This window comes from Pseudomonas fluorescens (genome assembly GCF_002837185.1).
GTDB lineage: Bacteria > Pseudomonadota > Gammaproteobacteria > Pseudomonadales > Pseudomonadaceae > Aquipseudomonas > Aquipseudomonas fluorescens_AM.
The window spans coordinates 32,676-59,446 of sequence record NZ_KZ478017.1; the positions used below are offsets into that span (position 1 = coordinate 32,676).

At 61.6% G+C, this 26,771-nt stretch carries 25 protein-coding genes; 10 read left to right on the forward strand and 15 right to left on the reverse strand.

The features are described from left to right. Positions 1-147: 147 nt before the first annotated feature. Together CIB54_RS22585 and CIB54_RS22590 are read right to left on the reverse strand one after the other, a co-directional pair. Positions 148-996, reverse strand: a complete 849-nt coding sequence (locus CIB54_RS22585) for a MaoC/PaaZ C-terminal domain-containing protein (RefSeq protein ID WP_101221016.1) — start codon at positions 994-996, stop codon at positions 148-150. A gap of 2 nt (positions 997-998) precedes the next feature. Then, a complete protein-coding gene (locus CIB54_RS22590; protein ID WP_065951411.1) occupies positions 999-2,351 on the reverse strand; it encodes a 3-oxoacyl-ACP reductase in 1,353 nt (450 codons plus the stop codon). 105 nt (positions 2,352-2,456) lie between these two features. Here CIB54_RS22590 and CIB54_RS22595 point away from each other — a divergent pair, with 105 nt between their 5' ends. Both CIB54_RS22595 and CIB54_RS22600 read left to right on the forward strand, forming a co-directional pair. Beyond that, a complete protein-coding gene (locus CIB54_RS22595) occupies positions 2,457-3,734 on the forward strand; it encodes an acetyl-CoA C-acetyltransferase (protein ID WP_101221017.1) in 1,278 nt (425 codons plus the stop codon). A gap of 134 nt (positions 3,735-3,868) precedes the next feature. Continuing rightward, positions 3,869-4,765 (forward strand): PA4780 family RIO1-like protein kinase, encoded by an 897-nt coding sequence (locus CIB54_RS22600; RefSeq protein ID WP_065894635.1) that lies wholly within the window; start codon positions 3,869-3,871, stop codon positions 4,763-4,765. Positions 4,766-5,309: 544 nt separating this feature from the next. Here the strand turns inward: CIB54_RS22600 and cueR are convergent. The 3 genes from cueR to CIB54_RS22615 form a co-directional block, all read right to left on the reverse strand. Then, positions 5,310-5,711 (reverse strand): Cu(I)-responsive transcriptional regulator, encoded by a 402-nt coding sequence (gene cueR, locus CIB54_RS22605; RefSeq protein ID WP_065951409.1) that lies wholly within the window; start codon positions 5,709-5,711, stop codon positions 5,310-5,312. Next, on the reverse strand, positions 5,708-7,900 hold the full coding sequence (locus CIB54_RS22610) for a heavy metal translocating P-type ATPase (RefSeq protein WP_101221018.1): 2,193 nt from the start codon (positions 7,898-7,900) through the stop codon (positions 5,708-5,710). Before CIB54_RS22610 ends, cueR begins: the two co-directional genes overlap by 4 nt. 79 nt (positions 7,901-7,979) lie before the next feature. Further along, positions 7,980-8,348 (reverse strand): hypothetical protein, encoded by a 369-nt coding sequence (locus CIB54_RS22615; RefSeq protein ID WP_065951407.1) that lies wholly within the window; start codon positions 8,346-8,348, stop codon positions 7,980-7,982. A gap of 146 nt (positions 8,349-8,494) precedes the next feature. Between CIB54_RS22615 and CIB54_RS22620 the strand changes: the two genes are divergently transcribed. Both CIB54_RS22620 and CIB54_RS22625 read left to right on the forward strand, forming a co-directional pair. Further along, positions 8,495-8,686 (forward strand): heavy-metal-associated domain-containing protein, encoded by a 192-nt coding sequence (locus CIB54_RS22620; RefSeq protein ID WP_101221019.1) that lies wholly within the window; start codon positions 8,495-8,497, stop codon positions 8,684-8,686. A gap of 85 nt (positions 8,687-8,771) precedes the next feature. After that, complete coding sequence (locus CIB54_RS22625; protein ID WP_101221020.1) at positions 8,772-9,983, forward strand: multidrug effflux MFS transporter; 1,212 nt, start codon at positions 8,772-8,774, stop codon at positions 9,981-9,983. A 7-nt stretch (positions 9,984-9,990) separates the two neighbouring features. Here the strand turns inward: CIB54_RS22625 and CIB54_RS27490 are convergent, their stop codons facing one another. The 3 genes from CIB54_RS27490 to CIB54_RS22635 all read right to left on the reverse strand — a co-directional run bounded on the left by CIB54_RS27490 (position 9,991) and on the right by CIB54_RS22635 (position 11,684). Next, complete coding sequence (locus CIB54_RS27490) at positions 9,991-10,164, reverse strand: hypothetical protein (RefSeq protein WP_164485079.1); 174 nt, start codon at positions 10,162-10,164, stop codon at positions 9,991-9,993. A gap of 145 nt (positions 10,165-10,309) precedes the next feature. Continuing rightward, entirely contained in the window at positions 10,310-11,323 is a 1,014-nt protein-coding gene (locus CIB54_RS22630) for a zinc-binding alcohol dehydrogenase family protein (RefSeq protein WP_101221021.1), read from the reverse strand. A gap of 67 nt (positions 11,324-11,390) precedes the next feature. After that, positions 11,391-11,684 carry a putative quinol monooxygenase gene (locus CIB54_RS22635; protein WP_065886502.1) on the reverse strand — a complete coding sequence of 98 codons (294 nt, stop codon included), beginning with the start codon at positions 11,682-11,684 and terminating at the stop codon, positions 11,391-11,393. 117 nt (positions 11,685-11,801) lie between these two features. Between CIB54_RS22635 and CIB54_RS22640 the strand changes: the two genes are divergently transcribed. From CIB54_RS22640 to CIB54_RS22650, 3 genes are all read left to right on the forward strand, one after another. Continuing rightward, a complete protein-coding gene (locus CIB54_RS22640; RefSeq protein ID WP_101221022.1) occupies positions 11,802-12,728 on the forward strand; it encodes a LysR family transcriptional regulator in 927 nt (308 codons plus the stop codon). Positions 12,729-12,865: 137 nt separating this feature from the next. After that, a complete protein-coding gene (locus CIB54_RS22645) occupies positions 12,866-13,567 on the forward strand; it encodes an ArsR/SmtB family transcription factor (RefSeq protein WP_101221023.1) in 702 nt (233 codons plus the stop codon). Between the two features lie 83 nt (positions 13,568-13,650). After that, positions 13,651-15,021, forward strand: a complete 1,371-nt coding sequence (locus tag CIB54_RS22650) for an MFS transporter (protein WP_065951401.1) — start codon at positions 13,651-13,653, stop codon at positions 15,019-15,021. Positions 15,022-15,158: 137 nt separating this feature from the next. Here CIB54_RS22650 and CIB54_RS22655 read toward each other — a convergent pair whose 3' ends face one another. Continuing rightward, positions 15,159-16,112, reverse strand: coding sequence for an adenosine deaminase (locus CIB54_RS22655; RefSeq protein ID WP_043051475.1), 954 nt, complete (start codon positions 16,110-16,112; stop codon positions 15,159-15,161). A gap of 193 nt (positions 16,113-16,305) precedes the next feature. Between CIB54_RS22655 and CIB54_RS22660 the strand changes: the two genes are divergently transcribed. Next, the gene (locus CIB54_RS22660; protein WP_065951400.1) at positions 16,306-17,397 is read left to right on the forward strand and encodes a calcium:cation antiporter; all 1,092 of its coding nucleotides are present in this window, start codon (positions 16,306-16,308) and stop codon (positions 17,395-17,397) included. Between the two features lie 135 nt (positions 17,398-17,532). On the opposite strand, the gene CIB54_RS22665 is transcribed toward CIB54_RS22660, so the two are convergent. The 6 genes from CIB54_RS22665 to CIB54_RS22690 form a co-directional block, all read right to left on the reverse strand. Continuing rightward, complete coding sequence (locus CIB54_RS22665; protein WP_101221024.1) at positions 17,533-18,891, reverse strand: 8-oxoguanine deaminase; 1,359 nt, start codon at positions 18,889-18,891, stop codon at positions 17,533-17,535. A 238-nt stretch (positions 18,892-19,129) separates the two neighbouring features. Then, positions 19,130-19,816 carry an SDR family oxidoreductase gene (locus CIB54_RS22670; protein WP_065951398.1) on the reverse strand — a complete coding sequence of 229 codons (687 nt, stop codon included), beginning with the start codon at positions 19,814-19,816 and terminating at the stop codon, positions 19,130-19,132. A 57-nt stretch (positions 19,817-19,873) separates the two neighbouring features. Next, a complete protein-coding gene (locus CIB54_RS22675) occupies positions 19,874-20,455 on the reverse strand; it encodes an IMPACT family protein (RefSeq protein ID WP_065951397.1) in 582 nt (193 codons plus the stop codon). A gap of 12 nt (positions 20,456-20,467) precedes the next feature. Continuing rightward, positions 20,468-21,127, reverse strand: coding sequence for a TetR/AcrR family transcriptional regulator (locus tag CIB54_RS22680; protein WP_065951396.1), 660 nt, complete (start codon positions 21,125-21,127; stop codon positions 20,468-20,470). Positions 21,128-21,214: 87 nt separating this feature from the next. Further along, positions 21,215-22,609 (reverse strand): uracil-xanthine permease family protein, encoded by a 1,395-nt coding sequence (locus tag CIB54_RS22685; RefSeq protein ID WP_101221025.1) that lies wholly within the window; start codon positions 22,607-22,609, stop codon positions 21,215-21,217. Positions 22,610-22,695: 86 nt separating this feature from the next. Continuing rightward, positions 22,696-23,616 (reverse strand): LysR family transcriptional regulator, encoded by a 921-nt coding sequence (locus CIB54_RS22690; protein ID WP_101221026.1) that lies wholly within the window; start codon positions 23,614-23,616, stop codon positions 22,696-22,698. Positions 23,617-23,742: 126 nt separating this feature from the next. Between CIB54_RS22690 and CIB54_RS22695 the strand changes: the two genes are divergently transcribed. Both CIB54_RS22695 and CIB54_RS22700 read left to right on the forward strand, forming a co-directional pair. After that, positions 23,743-25,092 carry an omega-aminotransferase AptA gene (locus CIB54_RS22695; protein ID WP_101221027.1) on the forward strand — a complete coding sequence of 450 codons (1,350 nt, stop codon included), beginning with the start codon at positions 23,743-23,745 and terminating at the stop codon, positions 25,090-25,092. A 39-nt stretch (positions 25,093-25,131) separates the two neighbouring features. Continuing rightward, entirely contained in the window at positions 25,132-26,625 is a 1,494-nt protein-coding gene (locus CIB54_RS22700; protein ID WP_101221028.1) for a CoA-acylating methylmalonate-semialdehyde dehydrogenase, read from the forward strand. The last annotated feature ends 146 nt before the right edge of the window (positions 26,626-26,771 follow it).

Below are 26,771 nucleotides of genomic sequence, written 5' to 3' on the forward strand. Positions count from 1 at the left end.
TAGTCGGCTTAAGCGCTAATGCGAACGGTATAAAGTCGAGAAGTTCAGAGATTTTATTTCATATTATTCAATGAGTTAAGTAAAAAAAGCGGACCCTGTAGGGTCCGCTATAACTTAAGATGTATATATACAATTAAACAGTGCGCTTCAGGCAATCGGTTGCCACTTTCCGAGCATATGCTCAATAGCCCCTGCGCCGTTCAACACCCACTCGCCACTTGAACCGGCGCCACTGGTCATCAGTATCACTTCGCCGGGCAGGCGCACGGGTTTTTTGAATTCAACTTCAATGTCGACATTGGCGAGCGGCAGTTGCTCGCCCATCGCCGCCAGGGTGTGTGCCTTGTTCCACAGCCCGTGAGCGATGGCCTGGGGGAAGCCGAACAGCTTGGCCGTCGGTGCGCTGAGATGAATCGGGTTGTAATCGCCGGACACGCGGGCATAGCGTCGCCCGATATCGGCGGGGGCTTTCCAACGGGTCAGCTCGCTGAGGGGGGCGTGCACAGACAACCCATGATCCACGGTCTCGCCCGCAAGCTTCACACCACGGCATAACATTGTGCTTTCAGCTTCCCAGAGCAACCCCAGGGCGTCCTCGACCACGGTCATCACATCGAAGGTCGCGCCCTTGGCGTGGGGCTTGAGATTGCACGTATACACGCCGACGGTCAGCTCACTCACACCGCCCAGGGGCCGATGCACGCGAATGCGGTTGCTCAAGTGGATCAGCCCCAGCAACGGGAATGCAAAGGTCTTGTCGGTCAGCAGCTGCATCTGCAGGCCGAACGCCAGGATATGCGGATAGGTCGGCGGCAGCATCGGGCTGTCGGCAAACCCGCAGACCTTGCGGTACGCCGCGACAGCCTTGGGATCGACGTGCACCTGGCAACGCAAGCCATGTTCGGGCAGTGCGCTGCCGGTGATCTTGCGCTTGAGTGCCGCGCGCCAGTATAGCGGTGGTAGAAACGGTGTGCTGTCCACTGTCTGCCATTGCATAGTCACGCTCCCAGAAGACTTTGCCCGCACACTCGCAGTGCCTGGCCGCTGACGGCGCCCGACCCCGGCTGACTCAGCCAGGCCACGGCTTCGGCCACATCCTGCGGCACGCCGCCCTGGCCCAGCGAGCTCATGCGCCGGCCGGCCTCGCGCAGGGCGAACGGGATATGCGCGGTCATCTGGGTTTCGATAAAGCCGGGTGCGACGGCATTGATGCTGATCCCACGGGTTTTCAACAGCGGTGCCCATGCCTGGGCCAATCCGATCAGCCCGGCCTTGCTCGCGGCGTAGTTGGTTTGCCCGCGATTGCCGGCGACGCCACTGATGGAGGCCAGCAGCACCACGCGGGCATTGTCGTGCAGGGTGCCGCTGTCGAGCAGCGCCTGGGTCAGCACCTGCGGCGCATTGAGATTGACCGCCAGCACGGCGTCCCAGTATTCCGGGGTCATGTTGGCCAGGGTCTTGTCGCGAGTGATACCGGCGTTGTGCACCAGAATATCGAGGCCGTCGGGCACGTGTTCGATCAACTGCGCGGCGGCGTCCTCGGCGCAGATATCCAGCGTGAGGGTGCGGGCGTTCAAGCGTGCGGCCAGGGCGTCGAGGTCGGCCCTGGCTTGGGGCACATCCAGCAGGATCACCTCGGCGCCATCGCGCACCAGGGTTTCGGCGATGGAGGCGCCAATACCACGGGCGGCGCCGGTCACCAGCGCCCTGCGCCCGGCCAGCGGGCGCGTCCAGTCCTCGACCGGCGTGGTGCAGGCCTCCAGGCGAATCACTTGCCCTGAGATATAGGCGCTCTTGGGGGACAGGAAAAACCGCAACGCGCCCTCCAGCTGGTCTTCGGCACCCTCGCCCACGTACAGCAACTGCAACACACCGCCGCTGCGCAGCTCCTTGGCCAGGGAACGGCTGAACCCTTCCAGGGCGCGCTGGGCGCTGGCGGCGAACGGGTCGCTGAGGCTTTCCGGCGCCCGGCCAAGAATCACCAGGTGTGCGCTGTGATCGAGGTTTTTCAGCAATGGCTGGAAAAATTCGCGCAGTTGCTTGAGCTGGTCGGTGTGTTGCAAGGTACTGGCGTCGAACACCACGGCCTTGAGTTTGGGACCGTGCCCGGGAATCCACGCCGGCGCGTCCAGCGTTTGGGCGCCATAGCTGTACAGCGCATCGGTGAGTTTGTTGGCAAACGGCAAGACTTTACTCGCCAGCGCGCCACCGCCCAGCAGCAGCGCACCTTGCACCGGGCGCAGGCGCCCGGCTTGCCAGCGTTCCAGGCGCACCGGTGACGGCAGGCCAAGGGCGGCGACCAGGCGATGGCCGAGGCTGGAGTTGGCGAAGTCGATATAACGGTCAGACATGGAACGCTCTCCGAAGACTGGGGTTCAAAGGGTTGACCATCCCAGGGTAGCAGGCGTTCGACTAGGCTCAGTGATCTAGCCCATAACAGACAGAAGGAGCTTTCCATGACTCAATTGCGCCGTGTGGCGATCATTGGCGGTAATCGCATTCCCTTCGCCCGCTCCAATGGCCCATACGCCACCGCCAGTAACCAGGCGATGCTCACCGCCGCCCTGGAAGGCCTGATCGAACGTTTCAACCTGCACGGTCTGCGCATCGGCGAGGTGGCGGCGGGCGCGGTGCTCAAGCATTCCCGCGACTTCAATCTCACCCGCGAATGCGTGCTCGGCTCGCGCCTGTCGCCGCAAACCCCGGCCTACGACGTGCAGCAAGCCTGCGGCACCGGGCTGGAGGCGGCCTTGCTGGTGGCCAACAAGATTGCCCTGGGCCAGATCGAGTGCGGCATTGCCGGTGGGGTGGACACCACCTCCGATGCGCCGATTGGGGTCAATGAAGGCTTGCGCAAGCTGTTGCTGCAAGCCAACCGCAGCAAGTCCATGGCAGATAAGCTTAAAGTCCTGTTACAACTTCGTCCGCATCACCTCAAGCCGCAGCTGCCGCGCAACGGTGAACCGCGCACCGGGTTGTCCATGGGCCAGCACTGCGAGCTGATGGCGCAGACCTGGCAGATCCCTCGCGCCGAGCAGGACCAGCTTGCACTTGAGAGCCACCAGAAAATGGCCGCTGCCTACGCCGAAGGCTGGCACAACGATTTGCTCACGCCGTTTCTGGGCCTTACCCGCGACAACAACCTGCGCCCCGACCTGAGCCTGGAAAAGCTCGCAGCGCTCAAGCCCGCGTTCGAACGCAGTGAAAAAGGCACGCTCACCGCCGGCAACTCCACGCCGCTGACCGATGGCGCATCGCTGGTGCTGTTGGGCAGCGAGGCATGGGCCAGGGAGCGCGGTTTGCCGATCCTCGCGTACCTGCGCGATGGCGAAGCGGCGGCGGTGGATTTCGTCAACGGTGCCGAAGGCCTGCTGATGGCGCCGGTGCACGCCGTACCGCGCCTGTTGGCCAGGAATGGCCTGACGTTGCAGGACTTCGACTACTACGAGATCCACGAAGCGTTCGCTGCCCAGGTGTTGTGCACACTCAAGGCCTGGGAAGATGCCGATTACTGCAGAACGCGCCTGGGCCTGGAGGCGCCGCTGGGCGCCATCGACCGCAGCCGTCTCAACGTCAAGGGCAGTTCACTGGCCGCCGGGCATCCGTTTGCTGCTACCGGTGGGCGTATTGTCGCCAACCTGGCCAAGTTGCTGGATGCGGCGGGCAAAGGGCGTGGCTTGATTTCGATCTGCGCGGCGGGGGGCCAGGGCGTGACGGCGATTATCGAGCGCTGAGCGTCAGAAAAATTGGCATATTGAATGCATTCTTCGAGGGCCAGAGGTCGGTAGCCTCTCCCACCGGCGCGCCGATTGCCGTATAACGAGTGCCACACGCGTGTTTGGTAATACAGGACCCACAATAAAAGCTGATGAAGACTCCTAAACGCATTGAACCCCTGATCGAAGACGGTCTGGTCGACGAAGTGCTGCGCCCACTCATGAGTGGTAAAGAAGCAGCTGTTTATGTGGTGCGCTGCGGCAACGAATTGCGTTGCGCCAAGGTTTACAAGGAGGCGAATAAACGAAGTTTTCGTCAGGCGTCCGAATACCAGGAAGGCCGCAAGGTCCGTAACAGCCGCCAGGCCCGGGCCATGGCCAAGGGCTCCAAGTTCGGCAAGAAAGAAACCGAAGATGCCTGGCAGAACGCCGAAGTGGCGGCGTTGTTCCGCCTGGCCGGGGCGGGCGTTCGCGTGCCCAAGCCGTACGACTTTCTTGAAGGCGTGCTGTTGATGGAGCTGGTGGCCGACGAGTACGGCGATGCGGCGCCGCGTCTGAACGACGTGACGCTGGAGCCGGACCAGGCGCGCGAATACCACGCCTTCCTGATTTCCCAGATTGTGCTGATGCTGTGTACCGGGCTGGTGCACGGTGACCTGTCCGAGTTCAACGTACTGCTCACGCCGACGGGCCCTGTGATCATCGACCTGCCCCAGGCGGTGGATGCGGCGGGTAACAATCATGCGTTCAATATGCTGGAGCGGGACGTGGGCAACATGGCCTCCTACTTCGGGCGCTTTGCCCCGGAGCTGAAGAAGACCAAGTACGCCAAGGAAATGTGGGCGTTGTACGAAGCCGGCACCTTGCACCCGGCCAGTATCCTCACCGGTGAGTTCGACGAGCCGGAAGAACTGGCGGACGTGGGCGGTGTGATCCGCGAGATTGAAGCAGCGCGGCTGGATGAAGAGCGCAAGCAAGCGATTCGCGCGGCGGATGATGCGCCATCGACCAAGACGGCAGAAGAACCGCCGCCGCCCTGGATGCAGTGAACTTCGGGTCGATGAAAATCAAAATGTGGGAGGGGGCTTGCTCTCGATAGCGGTGTGTCAGTCACTGTATGTGTTGACTGAACCACTGCATCGGGGGCAAGCCCCCTCCCACATTGGTTTTGTGTGCAGCCAGTCAGGTGCAGCACTTGCCTGAAGCCAGCTCCTTGAGGAATTGGACAAACCGGCCAATGCTCGCCCCTGGACGCAGTAACGTTCGGGTAGATGAAGATCAAAATGTGGGAGGGGGCTTGCTCCCGATAGCGGTGTGTCAGTCACTGTATGTGTTGACTGAACCACTGCATCGGGGGCAAGCCCCCTCCCACATTGGTTTTGTGTGCAGCCAGTCAGGTGCAGCACTTGCCTGAAGTCAGCTCCTTGAGGAATTGGACAATCCGGCCAATGCTCGCCCCTGGATGCAGTAACGTTCGGGTAGATGAAGATCAAAATGTGGGAGGGGGCTTGCCCCCGATGGCGTTGTATCAGTCAACACATGCCTGACTGACAAACTGCCAGCTCCTCCCGCATTGGATTTGTGTGCAGCCAGTCAGGTGCAGCACTTGCCTGAAGCCAGCTCCTTGAGAATCGGGCAATCCGGCCGGTGGTCGCCGTGGCAGTGTTCCACCAGGTCCTGCAACGTATCGCGCAGTTGCTCAAACTCGCGAATCTTCTGATTCAGCTCCTCGATATGCTGGCGCGCCAGGGCTTTCACGTCGGCGCTGGCGCGCTGCCGGTCCTGCCACAAGGTCAGCAGCTTGCCGACTTCTTCCAGCGAAAACCCCAGGTCCCGCGAGCGTTTGATAAACGCCAGGGTGTGCAGGTCTTCGGCGCCATAGATGCGATAACCGCTCTCGGTGCGGTGGGCTGCCTTGAGCAGGCCGATGGATTCGTAGTAGCGAATCATCTTCGCGCTCAGCCCGCTTTGGCGAGCGGCTTGGCCGATATTCATGGGCGTAGATCCTCCAGGTCCTTGGGTTTCCAGGTTTTCAGCAGCAGCGCATTGCTCACCACACTGACGCTGGACAACGCCATCGCCGCGCCTGCCAGCACCGGGTTGAGCAGGCCGAAGGCCGCCAGCGGGATGCCGATCAGGTTATACACAAAGGCCCAGAACAGGTTCTGGCGGATTTTTGCGTAGGTCTTGCGGCTGATCTCCAGGGCCGCCGGCACCAGGCGCGGGTCGCCGCGCATCAGGGTGATGCCGGCGGCGTGCATGGCCACGTCGGTGCCGCCGCCCATGGCGATGCCAATATCGGCCGCGGCCAGGGCCGGTGCGTCGTTGATGCCGTCGCCGACCATGGCCACCACGCCGGTTTTCTTCAGCGCGGTCACAGTGGCGGCTTTGTCGGCGGGCAGCACTTCGGCGTGTACATCGTCGATGCCCAGAGCCTCTGCGACCACCCGCGCGCTGCCGCGATTATCGCCGGTGAGCAGGTGGCTGCTGATGTGCTGCGCCTTGAGTTGCTGCACGGCGTGCAGTGCGCCGGGCTTGAGTGTGTCGCCAAACGCGAACAGGCCCAGCACGCGGGGATGTGCGCCTTGTTCGATCAGCCAGGACAGGGTGCGACCTTCGGCTTCCCAATCCGTCGCGCGCTGACTCAGCGGGCCGGCGTCAAGGCCGGTTTCTTCGAGCAGGCGTCGATTGCCCAGGGCCAGTTGCCGACCGTCAAGGGTGCCGGCGATGCCGCGTCCGGTCAGGGACTGGCTGGCACTGACATCAGCCAGGTCCAGACCCTGTTCGTCACAGGCCTCCAGCACAGCCTTGGCCAGCGGGTGCTCGCTGCCACGCTGCAGGGCTCCCGCCTGTTGCAGCAGCAGCGACGTGTTGCCGTCCACCGCCGCCAGATGGGCGATTTTCGGCGCGCCAGAGGTGAGGGTGCCGGTCTTGTCGAACACCACGGCGCTCACCGCATGAGCATGCTCCAGCGCCTCGGCGTCCTTGATCAGAATGCCGTGGCGCGCGGCGACGCCGGTGCCGGCCATGATCGCCGTCGGCGTCGCCAGGCCCAGAGCGCACGGGCAGGCGATCACCAGGACCGCGACCGCGTTGATGATTGCGCTCTCCAGGGGCGCGCCGTACAGCCACCAGCCCGCCAGGGTGAGCAATGCCACTACCAGCACCGTCGGGACGAACACTTGGCTGACTTTATCCACCAGTTTCTGAATCGGTGCCTTGGCGGCCTGGGCGTCCTCGACCAGGCGGATGATCCGGGCCAGCACGCTTTCCGCGCCCAGGGCCTGGGTACGCACCAACAGGCGACCTTCACCGTTGATCGCGCCGCCGGTGACCCGGTCGCCCGGTCGTTTCGGCACCGGCAGGCTTTCGCCGCTGATCAGCGCCTCATCGGCATGGCTCTGGCCATCGACGACTTCGCCATCCACCGGGAAGCGTTCGCCTGGCTTGACCATGACCAGGTCACCGAGCGTGAGCGCGGTGATGGCGACCTCTTCCTCGCGCCCCTCGCGTACACGGACTGCCCGCTCGGGGCGCAACGCTTCGAGGGCACGAATGGCGCTGGCGGTCTGGCGCTTGGCGCGGCTCTCCAGGTATTTACCCAGCAGCACCAGCGCGATCACCACGGCCGAAGCTTCGAAATACAAATGCGGAGCGGGCCTGGTGAGCCATTGATAGACGCTCAGGCCGTAACCGGCACTGGTGCCGATCGCCACCAGCAGGTCCATATTGCCCGCGCCGGCGCGCAGGGCTTTCCACGCAGCACGGTAAAAACGCGCACCGATTATGAATTGCACCGGCGTCGCCAGAGCGAACTGGACCCAGGCGGGGAGCATCCAGTGCAGGCCGAAGGGTTCGACCAGCATCGGCAGCACCAGGGGCAACGCCAGCACGATCGCCAGCATCAGCGCCCAGCGTTCGCGATGCAGGCGCCGGGCTTGATCGGCCTGGGTGGTGGTTTCAGCTTGGGGGAGGCTTGCGGTGTAGCCGGCTTTGTCGACGGCGGCAATCAGGACGCCGGGATCCATCTGGCCGACTGCTTCAATATGGGCACGCTCGTTGGCCAGGTTGACGCTGACACGTTGCACCCCCGGCACCTTGCCCAGCGCACGCTCCACGCGGCCGGCGCAACTGGCGCAGGTCATGCCGCCGATGGGCAGGTCAAAGGTGGTGGTTCCATTCATGGGGCAGTCCTCCAGAAGACAGTGCCCCTAGGATCAACCTTGACCTGTGGGTAAGGTCAAGTGCCTTTGGTTTCCCAGCTTAATATCCCAACTCGGCGGCTTTGAGGTACATCCCATCCGGGCCCTGGGCGATACGCAGCTTGCGCACGTCACCGGCCTTGAGCGTGATGTTCTGGGCGGGCGGGGCGAGCATGCCGGGCAGACAGCCTGGCGATTGCCCCGGCAGCAGTTTCAGGCGCAGTGACACATTGCCGGCAGGCAGGTTGAATGAAGTGGACTCTTCCTGAAACAGGCGGCCGGCCAGTTGATCCTGGATATACAAGCCGATTTCACAGGTGGTCGGCACTTCCAGGCGCTCCCGGGAAATGATCAGCACCGCATAGTCTTGAGCGGGGGCAACGGCAGAAAAACTCATCAGGCCGGCAAGGGCGAGAAACGACCAGCGCATGGCGAATGCTCCGTGGGTCACATCGATAAAGTTCAAGCTTGGCCGACGTCGCCGCCGAATACCAGCCCGGCCGACGTTTCTTAAACTTGACCTTACCATCATGGCAAGGTCGAGACTGGGTTCAACCTCATCCAAGGAGTCTTGTCATGCAAATATTCAATGTTGAAGGAATGACCTGCGGCCATTGCGTTCGGGCGGTGACTCAGGCGGTGCGGAGCCAGGATGCGGATGCCGAGGTGACGGTCGATCTTGCGGCGAAGCAGGTCAGCGTGCAAAGCCAGCTGGAGCGCGAAGCCATCGCACAGTTGATCAAGGAAGAAGGCTACACCGTGGTCTGATTTTTAATAGTTAGCGAGCTATCTTAATGTTCAAGGTACCCAAGCGCGGCTAGACTGTCGGGCTGCCGACTCACTTGGGTGCCTGATGAACCTTCGCATAATTCTGATCCTCGGCGCCTTGAGCGCCTTCGCGCCGTTGGCGATCGACTTTTACCTGCCGGGCTTTCCGGCCATCGCGAGCGCTTTTGCGACCGACGAAAAACACATCCAGCTGACCCTGGCGGTGTATTTCGGTGGGTTGGCCATCGGCCAATTGATCTACGGCCCGCTGGCCGACCGCTTTGGCCGGCGCGTGCCGCTGCTCAGCGGTGTCACACTGTTTACCCTCGCGTCCTTCGCCTGTGCCTATGCGCCGTCCCTGGAATGGCTGATCGGTGCGCGCTTCGTGCAGGCTCTCGGCGGTTGCGCGGGCATGGTGATCTCGCGGGCGGTGGTGAGTGACAAATGCGACGCCGTGGGCTCGGCCAAGGTGTATTCGCAACTGATGCTGGTCACCGGCCTGGCGCCGATCCTCGCGCCGCTGGCGGGTGGGCTGATGGTGGGGCTGTGGGGCTGGCAGTCGATTTTCCTGGCGCTGTCGCTGTTCAGCGTGATGGCAGCCATTGCGGTCGCGGTGGGCTTGCCGGAAACCTTTCCGGCGCATCAGCCGCGTCAGCCGTTGTCCGGCTCGTTGCGCCGTTACGGCGCGCTGTTGTCGGACCGGGTTTACCTGGGCTACGCCCTGACCGGTGGCATCTCGATTGCCGGGATGTTTGCCTATATCGCCGGTTCACCGTTCGTGTTCATCAAACTGTATGGCGTGCCCGCCGAGCATTATGGCTGGCTGTTCGGCTCCAACGCGGCCGGTTTTATCCTGGTGGCGCAGTTGAATGCGCGGTTACTCGCCAAACGCGGCCCGGCGTTTTTGCTCTCGCGTACGGTGTGGGTCTACGTGGCGGCGGCGCTGACGCTGCTGGGGATTGCAGCACTGCGCACCGAAGCCCTCTGGCCGTTGCTGGTGCCGCTGTTTATCTGTATCGCCAGCCTGGGTTGCATTCTGCCCAACACTTCAGCGTGCGCCATGAATGGGCAAGGCGCGCGCGCCGGCAGCGCCTCGGCGTTGCTCGGTTGCATTCAATTCGGTGTGGCGGCGGGGGCGGCATCGTTGGTCGGGGTGTTGCACGACGGCACGGCGATGCCGATGGCCATGGTCATCAGCCTGTGCGGGGTGCTGGCGGTGACGATTGCGATGGCGACCTTGCGCCTGCAACGGGCAAGGGCCGCGCAGGCGCAGGCGCAGGCGCAGGCGCAGGTCTGAAGGGCGATCAGCCGGCGGCGCGTTGCTGGCTGAGTGGAAAACGGTGGGGGGCCTGGATGCGGGCTTGCAAGGTGTCGACAAAGGCACGGGCCTCGGCTTCGGTGTGAAAAATAATCGACCGCTGGTCCAGGCGGACCTCCCATTGGGATTTTTTTGCTAACGCTTTTATCAGGATCTTCATTGCTGACTTCCTCACGTAAAAGAATCGTGGCAAAGGCGGCCAATATAAACCCGTATGCGCTCCCAGAGATGACAAAGGTCAACTCTCGGACTAATGGTGTCGTCCATTACCTACAGAAGTAACAGACGACACTGACAGCCGTTTTCTAGAACCCCTCTAACACGATCTTGCCCTTGGCCTTGCCGCTTTCCAGCAGCGCGTGGGCACGGCGCAGGTTCGCCGCATTGATCACGCCGAAGTGCTCGCCGAGTGTGGTCTTCAGGGTGCCGGCGTCGATCAGCGCGGCCACGCGGTTGAGCAAGTTGTGCTGCTCGATCATGTCCGGGGTCTCGAACATCGAGCGGGTGTACATGAACTCCCAGTGCAGCGACAGGCTCTTGCGCTTGAGCGAGCTCACGTCCAGCGCCTTGGGGTCGTCGATCAACGCCAGCTTGCCCTGGGGCTGCAGGGCTTCTACCAACTGGTCCAGGTGAAGGTCGGTCTGGGTCAGGCTGGCGACGTGGGTCACTTGCGGGTGACCGGCGTGTTTGAGCGCCTCGCTCAGCGGCTGGCTATGGTCGATCACCAAGTCGGCGCCCAGAGCCTTGGCCCATTCCTGGGTCTGCGGGCGCGAAGCGGTGCCGATGACTTTCAGCGCGGTGAGCTGGCTGGCCAGTTGGGTCAGGATCGAACCCACGCCACCCGCTGCGCCGACGATCAACAGGCTCTGGCCCTGGTCCTGTTTGCCCTCGCGTATTTGCAAACGTTCGAACAGCAGCTCCCAGGCGGTGATGGCGGTCAACGGCAGCGCCGCGGCTTCGGCAAAGCCCAGGCTCTTGGGCATATGGCCGACGATGCGTTCATCCACGGTGTGCAATTGGCTATTGCCGCCCGGGCGAACCAGGGAGCCGGCGTAGAACACCTTGTCACCGGCCTTGAACAGCGTCACTTCGCTACCGACCGCCTTGACCACGCCGGCCACGTCCCAGCCGAGCACCTTGGCGGCGCCGTTTTCCGGGGCGACGTTCTGGCGCACCTTGGTGTCCACCGGGTTGACCGAGATGGCTTTGACTTCCACCAGCAGGTCACGCGGCCCGGCGACGGGTTCGGGCAGTTCGATGTCTTGCAGGGCGTTCACGTCGCTGATGGGCAGGGAGGTGTAATAGGCGATGGCTTTCATGATTTCTCCAAGTAAATGCGGTCAATGTAGGCGCGAGCAAGCTCGCGCCTACAAAAAAGGGGCGTGGTCAGGCGAGAAACTTCAAGCGCTTGAGTTCGAAGTGTTCGATCACGTCGGCGGCCTTGGTCCGGAACGCCTGGATATGCGCACTCTGGTCGTGGTCGGCCAGGGCCGCGTCGTCGCTCCAGCGCTCGAGCATGTAGAAAGTCTCGGGATGTTGCAGATCCTGGTGCAGGTCGTACTGTTCACAACCGGCTTCCAGGCGCGTCGGTTCGAGCAGACCGCGCAGCAGGGTTTCCAGGGTGGCCTGTTGGCCGGGCTTGGCGATCAGCGTGGCGATGACGTTAAAGGCGGTGGACATATCAACTCCGGGTCGATAGGGAACGGGATGGCCAGATGATTGGCTATTTCCAGCGCAGATAAAAGCCGCTAAAACATAGGTCTGTTTCAATAGAAAATTGATAATCGGTGGAAATGGATGCTGCGCTTTGATGATTTGCAGTTGTTTGTCCGGGCAGCGGACCTGGGCAGTCTGTCGGCGGCCGCGCGGGTGATGGACCTGTCCCCGGCGGTGGCCAGTGCTGCGTTGAAGCGCATAGAACAACAGCTGGGCGCGCGTTTGCTGGCACGCTCCACCCGCAGTCTGCGCTTGACCGCTGAAGGTGAGGGTTTTCTCACCTACGCCCGCGCCGCGTTGAGTTCATTGGATGAAGGGCGGCGCCTGCTGGCCAGTGGGCAGGACCATGTCAGCGGCATGCTGCAACTGTCGGCGCCTTCGGATTTCGGTCGCAATCAGTTGTTGCCCTGGCTGGATGATTTCCAGCGTGAATACCCGCAACTGAGCGTGCGCCTGTTGCTGGGGGATCGCATTGCCGACCTGTACCGTCAGCCAGTGGACATCGCCTTGCGTTATGGCGAACCCGAGGACTCCAGCCTGGTTGCGCTGCCCATCGCCCCGGAAAACGTCCGGGTGCTGTGCGCGGCGCCCAGTTATCTGGCCCGGTACGGCGAACCGCGGCATCTGGAGCAACTGGCCCAGCACAATTGCCTGCTCTATATGCTCGCTGACCGTGTACACGACCATTGGCGTTTCTATGACGGCAAGCGCGAGGTCAGCCTGACGGTTTCGGGCGATCGCGTCAGTGACGACGCCGACGTGGTGCGCCGCTGGGCGGTGGCGGGCGTCGGCATTGCCTACAAATCCTGGCTGGATGTGAGTACCGACGTCGTGGCCGGACGTCTGCGCTTGATCCTGCCGGAGCTGCGCGGTGAGCGTACACCGCTTAACCTGCTGTGCGCGCACCGTGCGCAGTTGAGCAAGCCCGTCAACTTGCTGCGCGAAATGCTCGTGTCCCGTTGTGCGACATTGACGGAGCAGTTGTCGGAGCGATTCGCTGTGAAGTAATGGCCTCCAGCAAAGCAGGACATTTCGCTCAAGTGCTGTCCGTATCCAGGCTGTAAGACGTCATGGAACCGGCTGTTTTGGCCCCTATACTTTGGCGCCAACCGCAGCAGAAAAACGGTTCAACGGGGAGTCGAAAGATGGAACAGGCACCATGTATCAGTCGTATCGCCAGCTTGCTTGCCGAGCCCAAGCGCACCGCAATGCTGTGGGCATTGATGGACGGTTCGGCGAAATCTTCAGAGGAGTTGGCGACGTTCGCCGGGCTGTCGCCGGCGTCGGCCAATGCCCATTTGGCGCGGTTGACCGGCAGCGGCCTGCTGCGGATCGAGGCGCGACGGGGTAAACGGCTGTTTCGCGTGGCGGCAGCCGATGTCAGTGCCGCCATTGATGCGCTGGCGACGACAACCATGGCGAGTGCGGCGCGCACTGCGCCGGATGTTCAGCATCCCGCGTTGCCGGCCCCGCTGCTGTTGCGTCGCGCCCGCGTGTGCCACGACCACCTCGGCGGTGAACTGGCGGCCGGGCTGTACCAACGGATGGCGCAGGCAGGGTGGATCCAGCGCTACGAACAACGTACAGAAGTGACGGTCAAGGGCACCCGGCATTTGGCGCAGCTGGGTATTTTCATCCAGGCATTCTCGTCGCCGTTGGTTTGTGACTGTTTCGACTGGAGCCACCAGCAACCGCATGTCGGCGGTGCGCTCGGCGCGGGGCTGTTGCGGCTGTTTTTGCAGTCGAACTGGGTGAGTGCCATCGGCGAGTCCCGGGCCTTGTCTGTCAGCGACGCCGGGCTTGTGCAAATCAGCCGGTTGGCCGCAGTGCACGAGCGTCGCTCTTAGTTTCGGTCAGGTCGCATCCAGCAATCGCCAGGGCAGACGATGCCGCACACTCGGCCAGGGTTTTTCACACTTTGGGGGTGGGCATGGGAACTCAGGGCTATAGCGCAGCAGAGCGGCTGGAACGGTTGCCCATCAGTGGTTACCACCGAATCATCTTCATCATCATTGCCCTGGCGTTTTTCTTCGACTCCATGGACCTGGCGATGATGACGTTTCTATTGGGCTCGATCAAAGCCGAGTTCGGCCTGAGTACGGCCCAGGCCGGGTTGCTGGCCAGTTCGAGCTTTTTCGGCATGGTGGTCGGCGCTTCGCTCTCCGGAATGCTCGCCGATCGCTTCGGGCGCAAGCCGGTGTTTCAGTGGAGCATTGTGTTGTGGGGCGTTGCCAGTTACTTGTGCTCCACGGCGCAGACGGTCGAGACCCTGACGCTGTTTCGCATCCTGCTGGGCATTGGCATGGGCATGGAGTTTCCGATCGCACAGTCGATGTTGTCGGAGCTGATTCCGGCAAAGCGACGCGGGCGGTATATCGCGTTGATGGATGGTTTTTGGCCGCTGGGGTTTGTCGCTGCCGGGGTGCTGTCTTACTTCCTGCTGCCGGTGGTGGGTTGGCGCGACATCTTCCTGGTGCTGGCGGTGCCGGCGGTATGTGTGCTGGCGATCCGGTTTTTCATTCCGGAGTCGCCGCGCTGGCTGGAACAGGCCGGGCGCCACGAGGCGGCGGACAAGGTGCTGCTGGGCATCGAGCAAAAGGTGCGCGACTCTCTCGGGGTCGCCGACTTGCCGCAGCCTGTCGCCTTGTCGCGGGTGGCGAGTACGCCAGGCACGTTTTTCTCGGCCTTCCAGCAGTTGTGGTCGGCCCAGTACCGTCAACGCACCTTGATGATCTGGAGCGTGTGGTTCTTTGCCCTGCTCGGGTTCTACGGACTGACTTCGTGGTTGAGTGCGTTGCTGCAGCAGTCAGGCTTTGCCGTGACGCAATCGGTGTATTACACGGTGATCATTTCCCTGGGCGGGATACCCGGTTTCCTGATGGCGGCGTGGCTGGTCGAGCGCTGGGGACGTAAGCCGGTGTGCGTGGTGACGTTGCTGGGCGGCGGGGTGATGGCGTTTTTATATGGGCAGAGCGCGGTGTTCGGCGGCAACGTCGGGCTGCTGATTACGTCCGGCTTATTGATGCAGTTCTTTCTGTTTGGCATGTGGGCGGTGTTGTACACCTATACGCCGGAGCTGTATCCCACCTCGGCACGCGCAACGGGGTCCGGGTTTGCGTCGGCGATTGGTCGCGTGGGGTCGTTGCTGGGGCCTCTGGTCACCGGGCTGGTGTTTCCGATAACCGGGCAGGGCGGGGTGTTTGCCTTGGGCGCGTTGTGTTTTGCGGTGGCGGCGCTGGTGGTGTGGGTGTTTGGGATGGAGACCAAGGGCAAGACGTTGGAGGAGTTGTCCGAAGTCTGACAGACAATATCAAGCCCCTGTGGGAGGGGGCTTGCCCCCGATAGCGGTGTATCAGTCAATACATGTCTGTCTGACAGACTGCAATCGGGGGCAAGCCCCCTCCCACATTTAGCCTACATTCATTCAGTAATTAGCGGTCAAGGCTTTACCAGTCGCGCATCCAGGCTGTTTTGCGCCAGGCGTTTGGCCTGGTCCTGGGTCATACCCAGGGAGGTGTACAGCGCGTGGAAGTTCTCGGTGACATAACCGCCGAAGTAGGCCGGGTCGTCCGAGTTCACCGTGACCTTCACGCCACGCTCGAGCATGTCGAGGATGTTGTGCTGGGCCATGTCGTCGAAGACGCACAGCTTGGTGTTGGACAGTGGGCACACGGTCAGCGGGATCTGCTCGTCGATGATGCGTTGCATCAGGCGCTCGTCTTCGATGGCGCGCACGCCATGGTCGATGCGCTGGATTTTCAGCAGGTCGATCGCTTCCCAGATGTACTCGGGCGGGCCTTCTTCGCCGGCGTGGGCGACGGTCAGGAAGCCTTCGTGACGGGCACGGTCGAACACGCGCTGGAACTTGCTCGGCGGGTGACCCATCTCGGAACTGTCCAGGCCCACGGCGACGAACGCGTCACGGAACGGCAGCGCCTGGTCGAGGGTTTTCTCGGCTTCGGCTTCGCTCAGGTGACGCAGGAAGCTGAGGATCAAGCCGCTGGTAATCCCCAGTTGCTGCTCGCCGTCCTTGAGCGCGGCAGCGATACCGTTGAGCACCACTTCGAAGGGCACACCCCGGTCGGTGTGGGTTTGCGGGTCGAAGAAGGGTTCGGTGTGAATCACGTTCTGGGCTTTGCAGCGCAGCAGGTAGGCCCAGGTCAGGTCGTAGAAATCCTGGGAGGTACGCAGCACATCGGCGCCCTTGTAATACAGGTCGAGAAACTCTTGCAGATTGTTGAAGGCGTAGGCCTTGCGCAGGGTTTCGACGTCGTTCCATGGCAACGCAATCTTGTTGCGTTCGGCCAGGGCGAACAGCAGCTCAGGCTCCAGCGAGCCCTCCAGGTGCAGGTGCAGTTCGGCCTTGGGCAGGGCGTTGAGCCAATCGTACATAGCTAAAATCTCATCAGGTGCAATGGCGGTATTCTACAGGCCATGGCTGAAATAATCGGCAAAACCTGACCAGCAGGAGAGTATTTGATTTATTTGCACAAGGGCGGCGTGAACTAAGGTGTAACGAAACGTTAGCGGCGTGGCGCAGTCTGTACCCCAACGATGACTGATTTGCCGTACTTAAAGGCCCCCTATGCTCACTTCCCTCAAGCAAGAAAAATTCATGCTGCTGGCGCTGATTGCCGCCATTGCCGCCTACCCGCTGGAACACTGGATGCTCCACAGCGGGCAGATAGTGGCGTTGCTCGCCGGCCTCGCCTTGATTGCGTTTATTGTGATGGCATCGATGCGCGTGGCCCACCATGCCGAACAACTGGCGGAAAAGGTCGGTGATCCCTACGGCACCATGATCCTGACCCTGGCGGCTGTGCTGGTGGAAGTGGTGATCCTGGCGATCATGATGAGCAACGAGCCTTCACCCACACTGGTGCGCGACACCATCTATTCGGCGGTAATGCTCGATATCAACGGCATTCTCGGCCTGGCCGCGCTGATGGGCGGCATCAAGCACGGCGAGCAGTCCTACAACGATGACTCAGCGCGCACCTACAGCGTGATGATTCTCACCGCGATGGGCGTGTCGATGGTGGTGCCGGAGTTTATCCCCGAGGCCGACTGGAAAATTTACTCGGCCTTCACCATCGGTGCGATGGTGGTGCTCTACACCTTGTTCCTGAGAATGCAGGTAGGTCCACACAGTTATTTCTTCAGCTACAGCTACCCGGAAAAACGCCGCAAGAAATCAACCGAGCAAGAGCACGCGCAGCCCGTGAACCTCGCGTTCTCGATCGGCACCCTGGTGTTTGGTGTGATAGTGATTGGTGCGTTGGCTGAGGTGATGTCCAAAACCCTCGACCTGGGCCTGGAGGGCACGGGCGCCCCGCCGGTCATCACCGCGATCGTCGTGGCGGCGATTTCCGCCGCGCCGGAAATTCTTACGGCACTGCGCGCCGCCTTGGCCAATCGCATGCAGTCGGTGGTGAACATCGCGCTGGGTGCGTCGCTGTCGACGGTGATTCTGACGGTGCCGGTGATGGAAGCCATGGCGCTTTACACCGGTCAGCCATTCCAGATGGCGATGACGCCGGTGCAGACGGTGATGGTGTTTATTACGCTGATTGTCAGTGCGATCAACCTCAATGATGGTGAAACCAATGCCATCGAGGGCATGACGCATTTCGTGCTGTTTGCGACCTTTATCATGCTGTCGCTGCTGGGGCTGTAAGCCGATTTCAAAAGCACTATAAACCAAGTGTGGGAGGGGGCTTGACCCCGATAGCGGTGGGTCAGCCAGCTTACAGAGGACTGAAACACCGCCATCGGGGGCAAGCCCCCTCCCACATTTTGGACTGTGTTCGGCTTAGGTTCCGGCGATCAGTTGGCGGGCTGCCTGGGTGTGATCGGCGATCAGGCCTTTCAGGTCGAGGCCCTCCACGTGTCCATCGATGACCCGCCATTGACCCGCAATCATCACCCGATCCGCTCTATCGGCACCGCATAGCAGCAGCGCTGAAATCGGATCGTGGCTTCCGGAGAAGCGCAGTTCATCGAGTTTGAACAGCGCCAGATCAGCCTGTTTGCCTACAGCCAACTCTCCAATATCCGTACGGCCCAACAACTGCGCCGAGCCTTTGGTCGCCCAGCCCAACACACCTTCAGGGGTGATTTTTTCCGCGCCGTAACGCAAGCGCTGGATGTACAGGGCCTGGCGCGCCTCCAGGATCATGTTCGAGGCGTCGTTGGAAGCGGAACCGTCCACACCCAGGCCGATGGGGGCACCGGCAGCGAGCAGGTCGAGGGTGGGGCAGATACCGGAGGCCAGGCGCATATTCGAACTCGGGCAATGGCAGATGCCGGTGCCGGCAGCGCCCAGGCGTGCGATTTCATCCGGGTTGAAGTGAATGCCGTGGGCCAGCCAGGTGCGCGGGCCGAGCCAGCCGACGCTGTCGAGATAATCCACAGTGCGCAGGCCGAAACGCTGCAGGCAGAAGTCTTCCTCGTCGAGGGTTTCCGCCAGATGCGTGTGCAAGCGCACGTCGAGCGAGGTGGCCAGTTCGGCACTGGCGCGCATGATTTCGGGGGTGACGGAAAACGGCGAACAGGGCGCCAGGGCAATCTGGATCTGCGCGCCGTCGCCGCGCTCGTGGTATTCACGGATCAGGCGTTGGCTGTCGTCGAGGATCACTTGGCCCTGTTGCACGGTTTGCTGCGGCGGCAGGCCGCCATCGGCTTCGCCCAGGCTCATGGAGCCGCGGGTGAGCATGGCGCGCATACCCAGCTCGCGCACGCTCTCGACCTGCACATCAATCGCGTTTTCCAGGCCGTCGGGGAACAGGTAGTGGTGGTCCGCCGCCGTGGTGCAACCCGAGAGCAGCAATTCCGCGAGGGCCACTTTCGACGCCAGGGCCAGTTTTTCCGGGGTCAGTCGGGCCCAGACCGGATACAGGGTTTTCAACCAGGGAAACAGCGGTTGGTTGACCACCGGCGCCCAGGCGCGGGTCAGGGTCTGGTAGAAATGGTGGTGCGTGTTGATCAGCCCGGGCAGGACGACATGCTCGCGGGCATCGAACATTTGCGCACAAGGCTGTGCAGGTGCTTGCCCTTGGGCCAGCACTTCGGTGATGACGCCGTCTTGCAGCACCAGGCCGCCACGGGCATCGAGACCATTGGCGGTGAAGATCGCGAGGGGGTTTTTTAACCAGATACGGGTCGCAGGCATTGGCCGGCTCCTCTGAATGATGGGTTCAGGTTTGCCAGCTCAGTGTTGCCCTGTCTGCTGATCCAGGGTCGCCGGGGAGGGCGAGGTGGCTAGATTACGTGTCGGTCCACGTGCAGGCAAGCGGACGCGGTGAGTGTGGGAGGGGGCTTGCCCCCGATAGCGGTGGATCAGCCAATCTAAATATGACTGAAATACCGCCATCGGGGGCAAGCCCCCTCCCACAGGTTAATCGGTGTATCTACCAGGCGATGGTGTCGCCCTTGTAGTCCACAAAATGATGGCCGCCTTTGCCGGTGTAGGCATTTACCTGGTCCACCAGGCCACGCACGCTGGTCTCGACGTCGATGTGCGCATTTTCGCCACCCATGTCGGTTTTCACCCAGCCCGGGTGCAGCGATAACACCGTCGGCTTGTGCTCGCCCAGTTGGGTGATAAAGCTGTTGGTCATGGAGTTGAGCGCCGCCTTGCTGGCCTTGTACAGCGCCATGTCCGAACCGTCGGGAATGGTGACGCTGCCCAGCACCGAACTCATGAAAGCCAGCACCCCGGTGTCCTTGCGAATCTGCCCGACAAAACGCTGGGCCAGGTTGATCGGGGCCACGGCGTTGGTGAAAAACAGTTGGCCGACTTCCGCCAGAGTCGCGTGGCCAGGCTCCTGGTTCGCGGGGCCCTTGACGCCGGCATTGACGAACAGCAAGTCGAAGGTACGGTCTTTGAGGCGTTGCGCCAGGGCGATCACGGCTTGCTGATCGTCCATGTCGAGTTTTTCGATCTGCACCGGGCCCACGGCTTTCAGGGCGTCGGCCTTGTTCGGGTCACGCACGGTGGCGGTCACGTCCCAGCCGTCCTGGAGCAGTTGCTTGACCAGGCCGAGGCCCAGCCCGCGCGAGGCGCCGATGATCAGTGCGGTTTTTGACGTAGACATGAAAAGCTTCCTTTGGAGTCGCGGTTCAGGGAATTGCAGTGAGCAACAGTAGCAGTTTCAGCGTTGCAGCAGGATACGCCCCCGGCTCAGGTCGGCGAGCTGGGTTTGCAAGGTGTCGATGTGGGCTTCGCCCAGGGCCAGTTGCAACTCCACGCCGTTGGCGGTGAAGGTTTCTTCCACGACCAGCCCGTCCAGTTCGGCAACGCGCAGCTTCAGCAGGTTCAATTCGGAGAAGCCGCAGGCGCACCTCAGCGGTACACGACTGATCAGCTCGATGCGCTCGGCATTCTGCAGGCATTTATTCGCGCCGCCGCCGTAGGCACGGGCGAGACCACCGGTGCCCAGTTGAATCCCGCCGTACCAGCGAATCACCAGCACGACGACTTGATCAAATCCCTGCGCCTCGATGGCGGCCAGGATCGGCCGTCCGGCGGTGCCGCCGGGTTCGCCGTCGTCGTTGCTGCGGTATTGGTCGGCCAGTTTCCAGGCCCAGCAGTTGTGCGTCGCGTTAAGGTCGCTGTGCTGCTCGATAAATACCTGGGCGTCGTGCGCGCTGGTAATCGGCGCCGCCAGGGTGATAAAGCGGCTTTTGCGTATTTCTTCACGAAATTCGCAAAAGCCTGTCAGCGTGAATGGCATAAGTCGCTTCGTTCAGGAGGCCGGCTTGATGCCGCAGCCTTTGAGAATGATATGGATCAGATTGGTGCCGGCGTCCTCCATATCCTGCTTGGTCAGCTTGGTGCGACCGGTGACGCGGCAGATCTGCGTGGCGAAGTCGGCATAGTGCTGGGTGCTGCCCCATAGCAGGAAGATCAGGTGCACCGGGTCGATGGGGTCCATCTTGCCGGCATCGATCCAGGCCTGGAACACGGCTGCACGGCCGCTGAACCAGGCACGGTAGTCCTGGCTGAAATATTCGGTGAGGCATTCGCCGCCGCTGATGATCTCCATGGCGAAGATCCGTGAGGCCTGTGGCTGGCGTCGCGAGAATTCCATCTTGGTGCGGATGTACCGGGAGAGGGCCACGGCCGGGTCGTCTTCGGCGGTCAGCGCGTTGAACGTGCTGTCCCACAATTCCAGGATATTGCTGAGCACCGCAATGTACAGGCCCAGTTTGTTGGTGAAGTAATAGTGCAAGTTGGCTTTGGGCAGCCCGGCACTGGCCGCGATGGTGTTCATGCTGGTGCCCTTGTAGCCATGGCGCGCGAATTCATCCTCAGCAGCCTGGAGAATCGCTTGTTCGTTCTTTTGCCGAATGCGGCTGGCGGGTTTACCGGCGTGGTTGCTGTGGGCAGGAACTTCGAGGCTCATGGAGGTTTCCGTGCTGATCGATGGAGGCGACGTGTGCACAGATACCCCACCCTCAAGCCTCAGACAAGTGTTGATGCAATAAAACCGTCAAAGCGATTCCAGGGAGTCGCTTTCGGGCGTGTGGTTTGCTACGGCGTGGGCGGTTTTGGCCTCGGGTAACAGCAGGCACAGCACAATGGCGGTGAGGCCGCCGCTGGTGATAGCGGAGTCAAACAGGTTCTGCACCAGGGTTGGCATCAAGTGCAGCAGGTTGGGCTGGGCGGCGATGCCCAGGCCGACACCGAAGGAGGTGGCGATGATCAGCATGCTGCGTCGGTCCAGCGGCGCCTGGGCCAGGATGCGCACCCCGGCTGCGGCGACGCTGCCGAACATGACCAGGGTCGCACCGCCCAGCACCGGTTTGGGGATTTGCTGCAACACCGCGCCGATCATGGGAAACAACCCAAGGCATACCAACACCACGCCGATGTACAAGCCGACATAGCGGCTGGCCACACCGGTGAGTTGGATCACACCATTGTTTTGCGCGAAGGTGGTATTGGGGAAGGCGCTGAACGTGGCGGCAATCATGCAACTGACGCCATCGCCCAGCACGCCGCCTTTGAGTCGGCTTATATAAGACGCACCGCTGATGGGTTGGCGGGCGATCATGCAATTGGCAGTGAGGTCTCCGACGGTTTCGATGCTGCTGATCAGATAAATCAGCGCGATTGGCAGGAAGGCGCTCCAGTCGAAGTTGAAACCAAAGCGAAACGGCATTGGCAGGCTGAGCAGAGGCACGTCGGGCAATGCTTGGGGCACCAGCTTGCCACTGGACCAGGCGGCAAGGCTGCCGAGGGCCAGGCCGATGATGATGGCCGAGAGGCGTACCCAGGGCGTGTTCGAGCGGTTGAGCAGGATGATCGTCAGCACCACGAACAGGCCCAGGGCCAGGTTGATGGGGGCGCCGAAGTCGGCGGCGTTGAACCCGCCGCCGAGATCGGTGATGCCGACTTTTATCAGGCTGATGCCGATCAGCGTAATCACGATCCCGGTCACCAGGGGCGTGATGACCCGGCGCAGTTGGCCGATAAAACGGCTCAGCACGATTTGCACCAGGGCGCCGAAAAAGCACACGCCGAAAATCATCGCCAGGATGTCCTCAGGGCTGCCGCCGCGTTGCTTGACCAGGAAACCGGCGGACAGCACCGCGCCCAGGAACGCAAAGCTGGTGCCTTGCAGGCAAATCATCCCGGCGCCGATACCGAACGGCCTGCGCGCCTGGATGAACGTGCCGACGCCGGAGACCATCAGCGCCATGCTGATCAGGTAGGGCAGGTGCGCGGTGAGTCCCAGGGTGGAACCGATGATCAAGGGCGGCGTGATGATACCGACAAACGCGGCCAGCACATGTTGCATGGCGGCCAGCAGGGCGGGCAGTGGTTTGGGGCGATCATCGAGGCCGTAGAGCAAGTCGTTGGGGCAGGAGGATTCTGGTGGCATGGCGGGTCAACTCGCGGCGGACGGTTCAAGGTCCTTGTGCCTTGCAAAAAACTGTCCACCTGCTCAACTTTTTGTGCGAGGCCCTGTTAGCGGGTTGCCGCCAGGCTTTCCAGAAAACTTTCCAGCACCAAATGGGGGCGACGGCCCTTGCGCGTGACCGATGCCAGGCTCAAATCGTAAAACCGTGTCGCCGGTTTCAGCGCGCGCAGCCGGCCTTGTTGCACCCAGAGGCCGGCGTAATGGTCGGGCAGATAGCCGATATAGCGTCCGGTGAGGATCAGGAACGCCATGCCCTCTCGGTCCGAGGCGCTGGCGGTGCACGTGAGCGCCTGGTAATGGGCCTGGATCTCGGCGGGCAAGCGGAAGGTGGGGGCGATGGCGTCCTGGCTGTCGAGACGCGCATCGTCCAGTTGCTTGTCGTCGACATAAAACAGTGGATGACCGACCGCGCAATAAAGCAGCGAGCGCTCGCTGTACAGCGGTTGGTATTCCAGGCCGGACAACGCGCTGGCCTGGGGCACCACGCCGACATGCAGACGGCCGTCGAGGACACCTTGCTCGACTTCACTGGGGGCGATCATGCGGATTTGAATTTGCACATCCGGGCCACGTTCCTTCAATTGCGCCAGGGCGTGGGTGATGCGCATATGGGGCAGGGTGACGAGGTTATCGGTGAGACCGATGATCAGCTCTCCGCGCAGGTGCTGGTGCAGGCCGTTGACTTCGGTGCGAAAACTTTCCAGGGCGCTCAACAGTTGCAACGCCGACTGATAAACCTCGCGGCCTTCTTCCGTCAGCGAGAACCCCGCGCGGCCGCGTTGACAGAGCCTCAGCCCGAGGCGTTGTTCCAGGTCGCTCATTTGCTGGCTGATGGCCGAGCGACCAATCCCCAGTACGGTTTCCGCAGCCGAAAAGCCACCACACTCCACCACGCTGCGAAAGATGCGCAGCAGGCGGATATCAAAGTCGCTGACCTGGGCCAGGGGGTCGGGGCGACGGCTGTTCATAGTTTAGTGAAGTCCTGACTGAAGGTTAGAAAAGTTGGATTTCACCGACTTTATCCCCGTGGCAATTTAGCCGCAACCACGCTCTTTCAATCCCGACGCTGCCTTTTGCCTTGCGAGGTTTTGCTGATGAACATGCCGGAAAACGCCCCATCATCCCTGGCCAGCCAACTCAAGCTGGATGCTCACTGGATGCCTTATACCGCCAACCGTAACTTTCAGCGCGATCCGCGTCTGATCGTGGCCGCCGAAGGCAGTTGGTTGACCGATGACAAGGGGCGCAAGGTCTATGACTCGCTGTCGGGCCTGTGGACCTGCGGCGCCGGGCATACGCGCAAGGAAATCCAGGAAGCGGTGGCCCGGCAGTTGGGCACCCTGGACTACTCTCCGGGCTTCCAATACGGTCATCCGTTGTCCTTTCAACTGGCGGAAAAGATTACCGATCTGACCCCTGGCAACCTCAACCATGTGTTCTTCACTGACTCCGGCTCCGAGTGCGCCGATACCGCGGTGAAGATGGTGCGCGCCTATTGGCGCCTGAAGGGCCAGGCCACCAAGACCAAGATGATCGGCCGCGCCCGTGGGTATCACGGGGTGAACATTGCCGGCACCAGTCTCGGTGGCGTCAACGGTAACCGTAAGCTGTTTGGTCAGGCAATGATGGATGTTGACCACCTGCCGCATACGTTGCTGGCGAGTAATGCCTTCTCCCGTGGCATGCCGGAACAGGGCGGTATCGCGCTGGCCGATGAGCTGCTCAAGCTGATCGAATTACATGACGCGTCGAACATCGCTGCGGTGTTTGTCGAGCCGATGGCCGGTTCCGCAGGCGTGTTGGTACCGCCGCAGGGCTACCTCAAGCGCCTGCGCGAGATTTGCGATCAACACAACATCCTGTTGGTATTCGACGAAGTGATCACCGGTTTCGGCCGCACCGGTTCGATGTTCGGCGCCGACAGCTTTGGCGTGACCCCGGACTTGATGTGCATCGCCAAGCAAGTCACCAACGGCGCCATTCCAATGGGTGCGGTGATTGCCAGCAGCGAGATCTATCACACCTTTATGAACCAGGCGACGCCTGAGTACGCAGTGGAATTCCCCCACGGTTACACCTACTCGGCGCACCCGGTGGCCTGCGCGGCCGGCCTTGCGGCACTGGACCTGCTGCAGAAGGAAAACCTCGTGCAGAGCGTAGCCGACGTCGCACCGCACTTTGAGAATGCGCTGCATGGCTTGAAGGGCAGCAAGAACGTTATTGATATTCGTAATTACGGCCTGGCCGGAGCCATCCAGATTGCCCCGCGTGACGGTGATGCCATCGTGCGTCCGTTCGAGGCCGGCATAGCGCTGTGGAAAGCCGGTTTCTACGTGCGCTTTGGCGGTGACACCCTGCAGTTCGGGCCAACCTTCAACAGCAAGCCGCAGGACCTGGATCGCCTGTTCGACGCGGTCGGTGACGTGCTGAACAAGATCGACTGATTTCTCCTTCTATATAGAACAACTTTTCAGGAGCCCTGCATGAGCCTTATCCAGCATTTGATCAACGGTGAATTGGTCAATGACAGCGGTCGTAGTGCCGATGTGTACAACCCGTCCACCGGCCAGGTCATTCACCAGGTGCCATTGGCCAGTCGCGAAACCATTCAACAGGCGATCGACTCGGCCAAGGCGGCGTTCCCGTCCTGGCGTAATACGCCTGCGGCCAAGCGTGCGCAGGTGATGTTTCGTTTCAAGCAGTTGCTGGAGCAGAACGAAGCGCGTATCTCGCAGCTGATCAGCGAAGAACACGGCAAAACGTTGGAGGACGCCGCCGGTGAGTTGAAGCGCGGGATCGAGAACGTAGAGTACGCGTGCTCGGCGCCGGAGATTCTCAAGGGCGAATACAGCCGCAACGTGGGCCCGAACATTGATGCCTGGTCGGATTTCCAGCCGCTGGGCGTAGTGGCGGGTATTACGCCTTTCAACTTCCCGGCAATGGTGCCGTTGTGGATGTATCCACTGGCGATTGTGTGCGGTAACTGTTTCATCCTCAAACCGTCGGAGCGTGACCCGAGTTCGACGTTGCTGATCGCGCAATTGTTGCAAGAAGCGGGTCTGCCTAAAGGCGTGCTGAGCGTGGTGCAGGGTGACAAGGGCGCGGTGGACGCATTGATCGAGGCGCCCGAGGTAAAAGCGCTGAGCTTTGTAGGATCGACGCCTATTGCCGAGTACATCTATTGCGAAGCGACCAAGCGCGGCAAGCGCGTGCAGGCACTGGGTGGCGCGAAGAACCACGCGGTGCTGATGCCGGACGCTGACCTGGATAACGCAGTCAGCGCCTTGATGGGCGCGGCGTATGGTTCCTGCGGTGAACGCTGCATGGCGATCTCGGTGGCGGTGTGTGTGGGGGACCAGGTGGCGGATGCGTTGATTGCCAAGCTGGTGCCGCAGGTCAAGGCGTTGAAGATCGGTGCGGGCACGACTTGCGGTCTGGATATGGGGCCGTTGGTGACGGGGCAGGCGCGGGATAAGGTCAGCGGCTATATAGAAGAGGGTGTGTCGGCGGGAGCCGAGTTGGTTGTTGACGGTCGTGGCTTGAGCGTCGCCGGGCATGAAGAAGGGTTCTTCCTCGGTGGCAGCCTGTTTGATCGCGTGACCCCCGAGATGCGTATCTATAAAGAAGAGATCTTCGGGCCGGTGTTGTGTGTGGTGCGTGTGGCTAGCCTGGAAGCTGCGATGCAGTTGATCAACGACCATGAGTACGGCAACGGTACCTGCATCTTCACCCGTGACGGTGAGGCGGCGCGTCTGTTCTGTGACGAAATCGAAGTGGGCATGGTGGGGGTTAACGTGCCTTTGCCGGTGCCCGTGGCTTATCACAGCTTTGGTGGCTGGAAGCGGTCGCTGTTTGGCGACTTGCACGCCTATGGGCCGGATGGGGTGCGCTTCTATACCCGCCGCAAGGCGATCACTCAGCGTTGGCCGCAGCGGGCCAGTCATGAAGCCTCGCAGTTTGCTTTTCCCAGCTTGTAAAGCGGGGTAAGTGAAAGGCCGGCCCCCTTGGGGCCGGCCTTTGCGTTTCCGGGCTTTTTTGACTTATATGACAGAAATGTGAAAAAGAAGGTTGACGGCAGATTCTGTGCGCCTATAATTCGCCCCACTTCCGGCGCAGTCGAAAC